Annotated in this window: 10 protein-coding genes; 5 read left to right on the forward strand and 5 right to left on the reverse strand. The window is 59.7% G+C overall.

Annotated features, from left to right (window positions below; genetic code table 11):
- Positions 1–31: 31 nt before the first annotated feature.
- From dctA to ACIGJB_RS19560, 3 genes are all read left to right on the forward strand, one after another.
- The gene (dctA, locus tag ACIGJB_RS19550; protein WP_483733952.1) at positions 32–1,384 is read left to right on the forward strand and encodes a C4-dicarboxylate transporter DctA; all 1,353 of its coding nucleotides are present in this window, start codon (positions 32–34) and stop codon (positions 1,382–1,384) included.
- Positions 1,385–1,509: 125 nt separating this feature from the next.
- Positions 1,510–1,809, forward strand: a complete 300-nt coding sequence (locus tag ACIGJB_RS19555; RefSeq protein ID WP_483733953.1) for a lyase family protein — start codon at positions 1,510–1,512, stop codon at positions 1,807–1,809.
- Positions 1,810–2,234: 425 nt separating this feature from the next.
- Positions 2,235–3,161: a helix-turn-helix domain-containing protein gene (locus tag ACIGJB_RS19560; protein WP_483733954.1), complete on the forward strand. Its 927-nt coding sequence runs from the start codon at positions 2,235–2,237 to the stop codon at positions 3,159–3,161.
- Positions 3,162–3,936: 775 nt separating this feature from the next.
- On the opposite strand, the gene ACIGJB_RS19565 is transcribed toward ACIGJB_RS19560, so the two are convergent.
- On the reverse strand, positions 3,937–4,449 hold the full coding sequence (locus ACIGJB_RS19565; RefSeq protein ID WP_483733955.1) for a cupin domain-containing protein: 513 nt from the start codon (positions 4,447–4,449) through the stop codon (positions 3,937–3,939).
- 114 nt (positions 4,450–4,563) lie between these two features.
- Between ACIGJB_RS19565 and ACIGJB_RS19570 the strand changes: the two genes are divergently transcribed.
- Both ACIGJB_RS19570 and ACIGJB_RS19575 read left to right on the forward strand, forming a co-directional pair.
- A complete protein-coding gene (locus tag ACIGJB_RS19570; RefSeq protein WP_483733956.1) occupies positions 4,564–6,117 on the forward strand; it encodes a winged helix-turn-helix domain-containing tetratricopeptide repeat protein in 1,554 nt (517 codons plus the stop codon).
- A gap of 678 nt (positions 6,118–6,795) precedes the next feature.
- A complete protein-coding gene (locus ACIGJB_RS19575; protein WP_483733957.1) occupies positions 6,796–7,983 on the forward strand; it encodes a serine hydrolase domain-containing protein in 1,188 nt (395 codons plus the stop codon).
- Between the two features lie 368 nt (positions 7,984–8,351).
- On the opposite strand, the gene ACIGJB_RS19580 is transcribed toward ACIGJB_RS19575, so the two are convergent.
- The 4 genes from ACIGJB_RS19580 to ACIGJB_RS19595 form a co-directional block, all read right to left on the reverse strand.
- Positions 8,352–8,612: a hypothetical protein gene (locus ACIGJB_RS19580; RefSeq protein ID WP_483733958.1), complete on the reverse strand. Its 261-nt coding sequence runs from the start codon at positions 8,610–8,612 to the stop codon at positions 8,352–8,354.
- Positions 8,613–8,753: 141 nt separating this feature from the next.
- Positions 8,754–9,188 carry a universal stress protein gene (locus ACIGJB_RS19585; protein WP_483733959.1) on the reverse strand — a complete coding sequence of 145 codons (435 nt, stop codon included), beginning with the start codon at positions 9,186–9,188 and terminating at the stop codon, positions 8,754–8,756.
- A gap of 240 nt (positions 9,189–9,428) precedes the next feature.
- Entirely contained in the window at positions 9,429–10,175 is a 747-nt protein-coding gene (bcsS, locus tag ACIGJB_RS19590; RefSeq protein WP_483733960.1) for a cellulose biosynthesis protein BcsS, read from the reverse strand.
- Between the two features lie 14 nt (positions 10,176–10,189).
- Positions 10,190–12,328, reverse strand: coding sequence for a glycosyltransferase family 2 protein (locus tag ACIGJB_RS19595; protein ID WP_483734729.1), 2,139 nt, complete (start codon positions 12,326–12,328; stop codon positions 10,190–10,192).
- Between the last annotated feature and the right edge of the window lie 729 nt (positions 12,329–13,057).

The raw sequence follows: 13,057 nt of genomic DNA on the forward strand, positions 1-13,057 counted from the left end.
CATTAATGCCCCAAAAGGGTAGACACAAACTATGCAAGTCAAGCAGTCCAAAAGCCTGTACATACAGGTTCTAATAGCTATCGCCCTTGGCATCATGCTGGGGCATTTCGCGCCTCATCTGTCTGTCGAGTTCAAACCGCTTGGAGACCTTTTCATCCGAATGATCAAGATGATGGTGGCACCAATCATCTTTGTCACCGTTGCAGTTGGCATTGCTAAAGCACACGGCGGCGCAGCGGTCAAATTGGGTCGCCTTGGGCTTAAGACGATCATTTACTTTGAGATCGTTACCACGCTGGCCATGGTAGCGGGGCTAGCGGTCGGATTGATCTTAAAGCCTGGGCATGGGATGAACGTGGATCTGGCTTCGATGGACACAAGCGCTGTCGCCTCTTACAGAAACGCCGGCCATCCGTTTTCTACGGTCGAATTTCTTATCAACATCGTTCCCACGTCGCTGATCGAACCTTTTTACAAAGGCGAGATGCTTCAGGTTTTGTTCCTAGCAGTCATCGGCGGGTTCGCATTAGCCATGAGCGGCGAAGCTGGAGCCAAGCTGACTGAGTTCCTTGAGCGAGCAACGGTTCCCCTCTTCAAGATCGTTGCGATGGTCATGCGATTTGCGCCGGTCGGGGCATTCGGGGCCATGGCGTTCACCATTGGCAAGTTCGGAGTAGGTTCCCTGAAAAGTCTGGGGTTGCTGATGGCTTGCTTCTACATCACCTGCGCGATCTTCATTGTTGTCGTTCTAGGAATCATTACCCGGCTATCCGGCTTCTCGTTGTGGAAAATTCTGAGGTACTTCAAGAATGAGGCCCTCATTGTGTTCGGATGTGCGTCGAATGAAGCCGTATTGCCAGCGCTGGTGGAAAAGATGCAAAGGCTCGGATGCAAGAAGGCCGTTGTTGGCCTAGTCCTTCCCATGAGTTATGCGATGAACCTTGACGGCGCATGCATCTACTACACGATGGCGATCGCATTTATGTCGCAGGCGCTCAATATTCATCTTACCTGGGTCGACCAACTCACAATTTTCGGTGTTCTGTTGCTGACCTCCAAGGGGTCGGCAACGGTAACTGGCGGTGGCTTCGTCACTTTGGCTGCAACCCTGGCGACGGTCGCCGGCAAGGTCCCGGTCGAAGCGATGATCCTGCTGCTCGGTGTTGACAGATTCATGTCTGAAGCTCGCGCATTCACCAACTTTTGCGGAAACGTCGTTGCGACGATCACGTTATCCCGTATGGAAGGTGCCCTTGACCTGGAGCAGGCAAGGCGGGCACTTGCCAATCCCGATGCTGAACCGCTGCCTGAGCAGTTCAGCGCCACGGATCCGTTATCCGACCGCGATACCGCATTGCCGCTTGCTTCGCGATCGAGGACCTGATCTTGGCCATGGATCACGTTTGCCGCCAAGGCTGTAGAGTTTGCTGACCTACTGAGATTGGTCGGACCCAGTTGCAGGACGCGGTGCCGATGACCCTGTGACAGGCGTTCTCGAGATATGCAGTCATGATCGAGGAGGACGTAGCACGGCTGTCTGAAGCGTCGGTCCTGATCCGGGAGATCAATCTTGGCGCCACTGCCATTGGTACGGGTATTACCGCGCCTCCGGCATACGCGAGCAAGGCGCTCTTGGCACTGCGGGAAATAACTGGCCTCGTAACAGCACCGAACCTTATCGAGGCCATCCAAGACTGTGGTGCCTTCGTCCAGTTGTCAGGCGTGCTCAAGCGCATCGCGGTCAAGCTCTCAAAGATTTGCAATGACCTGCGTCTGCTATCCAGTGGACCACGTTTATGGATTTGGTGAAATCAATCTCCCGCCGATGCAAGTGGGCTCCTCGATTACGACGGGAAAAGTGAATCCGGTGATTGCGGACGCCTGTGTCGTGGGCATTACGGCGAATCCCGAGCGCTTGCGCAAAATCATTGAGCGCTCGATCTCACTGGTGAGTGCCTTGAATCCAATCATTGGCTACAAGGAGGCGACCTCGGTAGCGGCGTGCCTTCGCCAAGGGCATCAATGTGCGCGAGGTTGTTCTGCGACGTCACTTGATGACTGCAGCGCAATTGGACGAGATGCTGCGTCACGAAATTTTGATTCTGCCCTTGGCCTACGGCACCGGAGGATCAACTGTGATCGACGGTCACGTTTGACCGGCTCGGGCGGGGTTTTCTTACTCCCAGCACGAGGTAGCCTATAGTATCGTTTTCGATCCAAAACGAGAAAATGAGATGGTTACTTCCGCCGAGGCTTTTGTCTCGTCATTCGACTATCAAGCATTGGGGGAAAGGTTGCGCGCTTACCGCATTGGTGCCTCCCTGCTTGCGGAGGATGTTGCCGAGCAGCTAGGGGTCTCCCGCGCCGTCGTCTATCGCATGGAGAAGGGGGAAATCGTCAAGATTGAGACCCTTGAGCGCTTGGCGAACCTGCTGGGTACCTCAATGGCATCCTTGCTTGGGGTGGAGGTGGAGTACTACTCTACGGTCCTTGGCTTGACGGAGCGGATGCGCCAGCTCGAGCAGGCCTCCGATCGTATTGTCTCGCATTTCGAGCCGATCTCCTTACTACTCACATCCAGCGAATACCTGGACTATCTACGCGAGATGCTGCTCGAGGCGGCGCCGCAAAAAGCCGGTAAGGGCTCAAAGCCGGAGGAAATCGAGAAGCTTTTGCAAATCCTCACTGAGCGCAAGGCGTTCTTTGAAAAGCGCCGCCCCCACATTGTCAGCCTAATCGGACTGCGGGAAATTGGTCGCTTTGTGGACACGGGGCTAGTCGGGCGCCTGGATCTACCAGGAAAGGTGCGGGCGGAACGGATTAAGGCGGCACGACAAGAGGTACTTCGCATTGCCTCCTTGATGGAAAGCGAGCCGCTGGATGTCCAGATCGGGATCATTGACGACTCCATGCCTGCGGCGACGTTCCAGGTGTTTTCTGGAGCGCGCCAAACGGTGCTGGCAGTGAGCCCGTTTCGATTTGGTGAGCTGCCCAACGTGCGTAATGGGATTGCCACGGTCACGGCGTCGCCTGAAGCTGTTCGGATGTACCAGCAGATGATCGAGCGCCTCTGGAAGGTCGCTTATAAGGGAGCAAGTGGAGCGCAACAACTGCGCAAGCTCCTTGAGCGCATGAACTTAAACGAAAGGATCCGACAGTGAACTCATTTCCTTCCCAAGTCTGCGGCGGGAAATTGTATAAGGCTAATTGGAAGCGTCGCCGACTCTTCCCAATAAGCATGCCAAGGGTGCGCGGGTGCATGCGTCGCAGTGCATTGCACCGCAGCACTATGCGGCGATCCACATTGGTCCGTTATAGGCACTCTCCATTGGACGCTCCAGTGAGCGGTCGCTGTTCGATGCAGACCCGCCGCTCGAATGACCATGCGACAGGAACAGCGAGCGGCGGTAACTGGCCGGGTGCGGTCAGATGCATTGGGACACCACCGCTGCAACGCAGGCGCTCCCCGTTCCGGAGTTTTGACCTAACCCCCTTATGTCTACTGCCGAGCGCTGGGCCACGAGGGTACAGAGCCGACCGAGATGCCGAGACTCGCTCAATATCAATTTTCTGGTCGTTCCGCAGGTGCTACTCGGCTTCCAAGTATCACAGGCTACAGACATAAGCCACGAACACCGTTTCTTGTTTGTCTATCAGACTGTCTGGCTGGGACTAGCCTGCACGGCGACCAACTGGCGCGCGAAGCGAAGTTCGTCCCGCTCCCAGACCACGTGCAATGCCTATCGCGAACTTTCCCGCGTGACAGACACCAGCGGAGCGTCGATCGGTCTGCAAAGCATGACAAGGCAGAACGGTACGACGCAGGAAGGCAGGGATGGACGTACACGAATAGACAGCGCAAAGGCAGCATAGCTTCGGCGGCCAAGGTGCTGCAGGTGCGGTCGAGCGGGCGGGTTCACATTTTTGAGGCTCTACTTAGTTGTCCGCCTTATGAACCCCATTCACTGGCGCTTGTGGGCCCGCGGACAACGCCGACAACTGATCCGTGTCATAGTGGGCCCGCAATTCGCCAACGGCTTGCGCGTCCGGGCGGCCGGCCTGTGCGGCCAGTTCGGCAAGTTTCCTGAAGTAGTGTTCATGACCGGGCGGCGAGACGGTCATGAGCACGCGGGCCGGCTTGGTGGTGATGTTTGCGATGTTGTGCGCTACACCCGGAGGAACGAACAAATAGGTTCCCGGCGTCGCTCGCACCACGCGATCGCCGACACGCCATTCGCACTCGCCCTCCAGTAGATAGAAGGTCTCTTCCTGCACGCGATGAACGTGTAGGCCCGTGGCAAACTCCGGCGGGATGGTCCAATCGAACATGCTGGTGTGCCTGGAGTCTTGCCCCGTCACGAGGAAGACCATCGGATAGCCGCCCAGCGTGACGCCTTCGTTCTCGGCAGGCATGCGAATGACAGGTGTGGCGCTCATGTGATCCTCCATGTTCGCTGCTCCTTCCTTGAAGCATTGTCGTCAGGATCGGCCGGGGACGCCGGCAAGTCGCGAAGCCGTTCCGAAATACTTGCGAAACGTTTGCAAAGGGTATTTTCTGTAGCCATGGCAACGATCCTTGAGTTTGGTCCGTTCCGCCTCGACGCCGATGCCGGATTGCTGCTCTACGGCGCCGAGCCGACGCCGCTCGGCCGGCGGGCGGTTGCGCTCCTTGTTTTGCTCATGGAACGAGCTGGCGCGCCGATGTCCAAGGAAGCCTTGATTGCGGCGGCGTGGCCCGGTCTGGTGGTCGAGGACAGTAATCTGACCGTCCAGATTGCCGCGGTGCGGCGAGTCTTCGATGACTTGGCGGGGGGCGCGGATTGGATAGAGACCTTGCCGCGCCGGGGGTACCGTTACGTCGGACCGGCAGTCACGGCGACGCATCAGGATCACACCCCGGGGGCGCTGGCCTCAGCGGCCCTGACCTTACCGGACAAGCCGTCGGTTGCGGTGTTGCCGTTCGCGAATCTGAGTGGTGACGCCGGCCAGGATTACCTCATCGACGCAATCGTCGATGACATCATTACCGGCTTGTCGCGCATCAACTGGATCTTTGTCATCGCGCGAAACTCGACGTTCACCTACAAAGGCCGGATGGTGGACGTGAAACAGGTCGGCCGCGATCTCGGCGTGCGCTACGTGCTGGAAGGCAGCGTGCGCAGGGCGCCCGAGCGCGTGCGCATTACGGTTCAGTTGATCGACGCTTGCAGCGGAGCGACTGTGTGGGCCGAGCGCTACGATCATCGGTCTGACGACATCTTTGCTCTCCAGGATGAAATCGCATTGTCAGTTGTCGGCGCCATTGCGCCGAGCCTGCGGCGCGCCGAAATCAAAAGAGTCAACCGCAAGCGCCCCGAAAGCCTCGATGCCTATGATCTTGTCCTGAGGGCCCAGCCCGACGTCGACTCCGGAATGCCGGAGCAGGTGACCAGGGCACTGGCGCTGCTTGAACGTGCGATCGCGCTCGAGCCGTCTTATGCGCTTGCGCATGGCAATGCCGCAATGTGTCACCATTGCCGGTTCCTTCGCGCCGGCCTGCAGGAGGTTGATCGTACCGCTTCGATCCGCCACGCCCGATTGGCGATCATTCATGGACAGGACGATGCGCTTGCACTGACCTGGGCCGGATTTTCCATCGGCATGGACGGGCACGACCGCTCCGCAGCATTCACGGCGCTGGAAGCCGCGCTGGCCATCAGTCCGTCATCTGCGCTGACCTATATTCTCGGCAGCGTCATGCTAGGGTGGGGCGGGGAAGCTGAGCGCGCGATAGCGTGGAGCGAACGCGGCGTGCGGCTCAGCCCGTTCGATTCGTGGACCTGGGCAGCGTTTGACGCACAGGCACTGGCTCATTTCCACCGCGGCCGCTATGAAGAGGCGGCTCACGCGGCTTACCGATCCGTTCAGGCCAACCCCGCGCATAGCATCACCTATGTGCAGCTGGCGGCGTCGCTCGTCAGACTCGGGCGGTTGGAAGAGGCAAGGGCGGCCGCGGCGAGGGTTCTGGAACTTCACCCTACGTTTCGTTATGGCCGCCAGTTCCTGGGCGTCAATTGCGCTCCCTCGCTTGCAGCATCGCTGGGCGATGCGCTTCGCACTGCCGGGTTGCCGGAATAGCAGCCCAGGAGCGGTCTGCTCGCACTGTAATTGACGGCGTGCGCGCTCACGGACGATGGCTCTTATCCGACCACGTAAAACCCCGGCGTTGGCCCCCGCTTAAGCAACGACTCGCGCGGTGCGATCCTGGCCGAGTTCGCACAAGCTGCGCCGCCCGCTGGCCTTCGCGCGGCTCAAGGTCGATGCCTTCCTCGGGTATTCCAGCATTGCAGCATGCAGTAAGGGCGTTGCCAGGCGCCAGGACTGTTGTCGACGCCATCCGGCAAAGATACATTAACAATTGCATAAAAATCAGTTATTTATTGATGTTGTAATTACAGATTACGCATCCTATACTGAGCCGGGTTGTGTCGAGCCATAAAACAAGAACGCTCTGGAACGCGCCCGCGGAGGAGCAAGGAGACCCTGTCATGCAATTGACGAGCAGAGCCGTGACGACGATCACGCGTAGCAGCACTTCCCGAAAATTCCTAGCGAACCCGGTCTCGGATGGGATCGATGGCATCGCACCCCGTGAGCGATAAGACCACTCCGCCCCGCCATGGCACCGCATCCGAGGCGGTGCAGGTACACCAACCCAAAGGTCCAATAATGAGCAAACAGATCCGTCCTGGCATGCGGTCATCCCCCTCGAGAATTTTCTTGAAATCACCTGCCCGCAGTACTGTGGCCTGGGCCATGACTGCCGCTCTTGCCATGCCTCTTGCCGTAGATCCTGCGTTGGCCGCGGACAACAATCGCGCCCAAGCCAACAATCCGCCGCCAGCGACCGATTTGCCTCACGCGTGGCCCGAAAGCGTGGGCGTCGATTCACGCCCGCTGGTACAGCTATCGGAGTGGATCCGCAAGGAAGACTTCGACGTACGCAGCTTCCTGGTCGTCAAGGATGGCAAGCTGATCTTCGAGCGCTATGGCAAGGGACTCAGCCGCGACTACAACTACGAGCTCTACTCAATCACCAAGAATGTCACCGCGATAGCCGCCGGTGTGCTGGTCGACGAGGGTCGCACCCGCCTCGATGAAAAGGTTGCCCCGGTGCTAGGCAAAGTGCGTCCTGACCTGAAGGAGGCCTTGGCAGACAAGCAGGCCATCGAGCTGCGGCATGTCCTCTCGATGTCCACTGGACTGTTCTATAACTTCAAGCCCACCGACGACCCGATCTACTATGGCGCCCCCGATCGCCTGAAGCTTGCAGTCGAGACGGCTCCCAAGCGTTCGCCCGGCGAGATCTTTGACTACACCGACGTGAACCCGATCCTGGCAAGCGCCACCCTGGGCGCGGATGCAGGCATGCCGCTGCAGCATTTTTCCGAGGAGAGAATCTTCAAGCCGATGGGCATGACGCACTACGCCTGGGAGCGCGCCGACGAAAAAGGACTGGTATCTTCCGGATGGGGTCTTCGTCTGCGGGCTGTCGACATGGCCAAAATCGGCATGCTGGTGCTGAGCGGCGGTCGTTGGAATGACCGCCAGATCGTTTCACAGGCGTGGGTGCGGACCATGACGGCCCCTTCGTCCGCACCATGGTACGGGCTCTATTGGTGGATCAATGACATCGTTGCTACTGAACCTGAAATACATGCGATGGGCTTCAAGGGCCAGTTCATTGTGACCTTGCCCGAGCGGAACGCCGTGGTAGTCATGACCAGCATGCTCCCCATCGAGGGCGGCTTACGCGAATCGAAGAATGTCCTTGCGATCCGACGCATGGTCAAGGATTTTGTTCTTCCGGCGCTCGACAATGTCAGGCATGCACGGTTGACGCCAGCCAGCCAGCAGGCCCTGATTCGTGAATTGGAGCTGGCCGCGCAGCATCAGGGCAAACCAGGCGCGCCGGTCGATCCTACTGATACACCCAAGCTTTGATTTGGTTGGGCTACGGCGCCGCTTTGGACACCTCGAAAAAAGGCGGCATTCGGCGCCGTGTTCTCAAATTCAATTCAGTGCTTATGCGCAGGGTTGACTCCTGGGGGCACAACGAGGCTCTCTTGTAGAAACTCAAGTCGGCACTCACGCATAGGTGAGCAATGACAAGGCGTTCCTGCGCGTCCCTGGTCTGGTGGTGGAGGACTGGTCAGTGCCGACCGGAAACTGAGCGGGTCGCAGGAACGGCTCCTGACGGCCCTCAGTTTGTCCAACGCCGACGTGTCCCGCAAAGCCCGTACCTGCCGCTCATACAATACTGGCTCGTCGCGACGCGGCCTGGGCGAGCTGCTACCTATGTCGCCGGCCGGTTAGACGGTGCCGGGAGCAGGATTCACCGCAGCCGCATCGACTGTCAGTGAGTCCGGCACCTCGACCTCGCGGATGCCGACGCCTTGGACGGCAAGCAGGGCGCCCGGAAAAGCCTGTCCATCCGGTTCGTTCGCCCGGATATTCGTGCCTTGAACGTGGAAGCTCACGCTCAAGGTCCATAGCCCTCTATGAATGCCGTGGTGGCGAATCAAGATAGTCGTAAGCTCAAGCGGGCTGTTGATGAGTGTGGTGGCGGCCATGGAGGAGCCTCGGTGAAACACAATGGCAGTCACTATTCAACCATGGACTGCCTCCACCGGGAAAGTGGCCGTTCAAAGGCCATCGCTCTACAAGACTGCATATCCCGCTGGAAGCCCGGTCGTCGGGGCTGCCCATCGCCACTACCGGTACACCAGCACAGGGATCGCACAATGCGTTAGCACCTTCTGCGTTTCGCTGCCAACCAGCAGTCCTTCGAGGCCGCGACGACCATGGGATGCCATGAAAATCACATCGCATCCGTGCCGGTTGGCGGCTTCGATAATCTCTTTGTACGGCGTCGTCGTGATCGCCGTATCGGTACTGCAGTCAACGCCAGCCGCCCGCGCGGCCGTCACGACAAAGTCGAGCCTCTGCCTTGCCTCGATCGCTGCATGCTCCTCGAATGCCTTGCGGGTCTGGTGGCCCGAGTCGGATGATGTCAGGAAGGGGTACTCATTCATGCAAGTGAACGCCGTGATCTTTGCGCCCATTCCCTTGGCAAACTCGATCGCAGCGGCTGCGGCCTTCCCAGAAAGGTCAGAACCGTCGGTGGGTACCAGTACGTGCTTGAACATGCGTCGCCCCTATGTTGTCGGAACAGCATTTCCTGTCATTTTAGGATTCTTTCGCTGCTTTTGCGTCGCGTGCCCTGTGAAGCGAGTGTCGCAAGGTGCGAGACAGGTGTCGAAGCGGTGCGTCCCCCAATTCTCGACGGCGCTGGGCGGCCGCGGCCGTCTCCATCTGCTGCCGGGCAGTCGCCAATTTGGCTTCCAGCCGGGGACTGGTGATCTGGCGCCGAATCGATTGTCCGGCCTTCAGAACGACTTACTGAGCTCGAGTCCCCCGTAGAAGGCGCGAGACACACCGGACGTCTTCTTTACGCCGGTGAAGAAACCAAGATTCAGAGTTTGCGTAAGCGGGATCCCGGTCAAGACCAAGCCGCCCTGTGTGGAGTGGTAAAACGGGTCGCCATGCTTGATCAGCTCAACGCCGGCCCAAGCCTTGCCGAACACTTTGTACATTAGGCGCCCGCGCGCCCAGTATGCCTGAGGGCCGAAGGTGTATGAGGCGATGCCGTTGACGAGCCACCGCTGCGCATACTCCTGTTGCCCCAACACGGTCAGCGCTAAACCCCATTCGCCGCCGTCGTTTCGGTTGTCGGCGCCTTCCGGCGAGACACGGTTGTAGCGGTAGCGCGCTCCGGCGGTAGCCTCCACCCAGCCAGTGTCCCAGCCCTTCTGAAGTCCCAGCGCCGCCTCGGCGGCTTGCCCGTTCACCGACACCGAGGTGCCATTGGAGCCGTAGCTGTAGTGGTAATCGCTCACGACCAGCTTCTGCGTCAGGTATGGAACAGGCAGCCAGTTTGAAGTCACGCCTAACAACTCGCTGCGCTCGCCGCCACCGGAGAAGCTGGCGCCCCCGAACAGGGTACCGGCTCGCGCCGGCAGCGGAGTGGTGGTCGCAGCGCCGGCCAGCAGGGCCATGGCCAGTTGAAGCGTCAGGGGCGCAAGGAAAGCACCAGCAGAATGGGCCCGAAGTGGCTTGCGCGTGCACCGCGTCATCAGGATTCTCCTTTTTAGACCGCGCTGGCGTGCGGCGTGATGTTGTACAAGTGAAAATCTCCGGTGGGCGTGCTGAGCCGGCCGGTAGGGGTAAGGCTCACGGACTGATCGGTCAGCTTCCCGGCAGCGCACTGGCGCAACGTGATGCCGTTCCTCAGGTCCAGTTCAATGCTGCTGAACAGCAGCGGCGCAGCCCCTTCGATGGTGGCAATGGCGACTGGTAGCATGCCCGAGCGCAGCGGCTGCAGCAGCATCCCGGCGGCCCAGCTCTGCGCAAACAATGGTCCGTTGCCTTGCCTGTGCAGGAGTTCGGCCAACCGCGTCAGTGGCGGTGTCTCGGTTTCCGTCAGGTTCCCCATGTCGAGCTGCAGCCGACTGCCGTACAGGAAGGTCTCCAGCGCGCCTGTATTGCCGCGCGCATCCCACTTGAAGCGCAGCCCGACCGAGGCGGCGCCGCCTGGGCCGCTGCTGCGATGGCCGACAAATGTGGCCACGGCTACGTCCTGCACGATCAAGTTAGGAAGGTGAATGAGCACATCCACGGTAGCGCCGCGCGCCAGCTCGGGAACGTGTTGTCCGACATAAAGCGCACCATTGGGAGACAGGTCCGAGGTGAGCCCAAGGAATGTCGCCCCACCCACTTCGATCGTGACCGGTAAGCGCAGCGGAAACCTGTACTCGCCGCGACGGTTGGCGGCATGGCGGTGAGCGAACGCGGCCACCGAAACCGCCGTCGCCAGCGTGACCAGCGTCCAGATCATCGTGACAATGCCAGCACCGACCGGAATGCTGCCTGAATGCATCCGGTACAACCCTATTGGCACGCTGATGGCCCCAATGCCGGCGAGCATCAGCAGCGGCGACAACCACAACCACACCTTGCCGGTGTCGGACAACTGCTTGTCGGTGACCGCAAACGGGATATCGCGGCGAAACAGCCCCAGGCTGGTAGACATGAAGGCGAAGAACCGCGCCATTGCGTACTGCTCGCTGAGGAACAGAGAGTTGTAGCCGCGTCCCAGCTCCAGATGGACCAGGATCGACAGGAGGTAGTACAGGCAGAACAGCAGGAGGAATGTGCTAAGTGGAGCGACGATGGGCAGTTTGCCGAACAGGAACACGGCCGGCGGCGTCAGAAAGAAGATCAGCTTCTGCCAGCCCTCGAAAAAGAACAGCGCCGAGGCGAAATAGTTCAGCCGCTGGCCCAGCGTGAGCCCGCGCCCAAACAGGATGTTCTCCCGTCGGAACACTTGCATGGATCCCATGCCCCAGCGCATCCTCTGCTTCAGGTATGTATCAATGCTGTGCGGTGCCAGGCCGAAAGCCAGCGATTCCCCATAGTAGACCGACCGGTACCCGCGCTTGTGCAGCTTGATGGCGGTGTGGACGTCCTCCGTCACTGTCTCCGTGGCAAATCCGCCGATTTCGTCCAGTGCCGAGCGGCGGATCACTGCGCAGCTGCCGCAGAAGAAGGCGGCGTTCAGGACGTCCTTGCCGCGCTGGATGATCTTGAAAAACAAGGCCTGCTCGTCCCAGACCCGCTTCTTGCCGAGCCGGTGACCGAAGGAATCGATGTTGAAGAAGTCCTGCGGCGTTTGTACGAATGCCACCTTCCGGTCGCGGAAAAACCCCAGGGTCTTTAGCAGGAAATCGCGGCGCGGCGCGTGGTCGGCATCGAAGATCGCGATGAGATCGCCGTCAGCGGACTTGAGCGCATGGTTCAGGTTGCCCGCCTTGGCGTGCAGATTGCCTTCGCGTGAAAGGTAGCGGCAGCCCAGTTCCGCGGCAAGGGCTCGCATGCTCTCGCGGCGCCCGTCGTCGAGCAGCCAGGTCTCGTGCGGGTAGTCCATCCATTTGGCTGCCAGCAGCGTGCGGCGCAGCAGGTCGACCGATTCGTTGTAGGTCGGAACGAAGACGTCGACCTTGAGCCCTTCCTCAGGCGGCACCGGCTCGCGTACGCTGATTCGGTAAGTCATCAGCACGAACAGCAGCCCGCTTAGGTAACCATAGATTTCCGCGGCGTAGAGCGGGATCGAGAGCCATGGTGCCTCCTGATTGAGGGTGCCGATCCGCCAAACCAAGTACACCAGGCCGCAACCCACATAGATTGCGACAAGGCAGGCGATATAAGGTTTTGGCTGCTCGGTCTTCATGTCGGCATCCAGGCGCGTGGAACAGAGTCCGTTGGCAATTGCAAGCAATTGCTATCGGCACGCGGACGCCCGCAATCAGGAAAGGAGCGCATATCGCGCTATTCCGACTACATGCCGTCGCGGCCAGTGCACTTACTGTGTTCCTCCACCAGACTGCCGCCATCCTGCCGTTGCTTCGATCAGCCATTTGCGAACGGTCACGCCATTCGGCTGGCTGCGCGCAATCTTTCTTCAGGTTGCCCCTGTGGTAAAGAGTAGACGACATTTCCACGATTGCCTGCCTGAATCGGTACATTTTTTCTGTTTGGCAGGTCATGCAACCCAGGATTTCGGCATCTTTAGCGCCTAATCGGACACTTTAAGGGGGGCATCGGTGAGGTCAGGCAGAAGCCCACGCCGCGGGTAGCCGATCGGCTCAGGCGTATCGCAAGGCAGCGGGCGGTCTGGACGCCCGGGCAAGCTGAGTTCTTGGTGGCGCGGCGGAGGGCCGAGCGACGCAAAGCGGAAGCGGCGCTCGCGCGCCAGTCGCTGGCCACCTTGCGCGTCGCGCCGCGCGAACGCGACGGGGGCGGGCTGACCATGGCCGCGACGGGCGCATCCACGAACTTAACTTCTTCGACCACTGAACAGCGCGACAAGAGGGAATAGTCGTTGGCAATGGATCGGTGCGCGTTCAGACGGCCACCGACGAGCTTGTTGTTGCGTAAGCGGGTGGCCCCTCGGCCATAG

The organism is Cupriavidus sp. C2SS-8b (genome assembly GCF_057073745.1).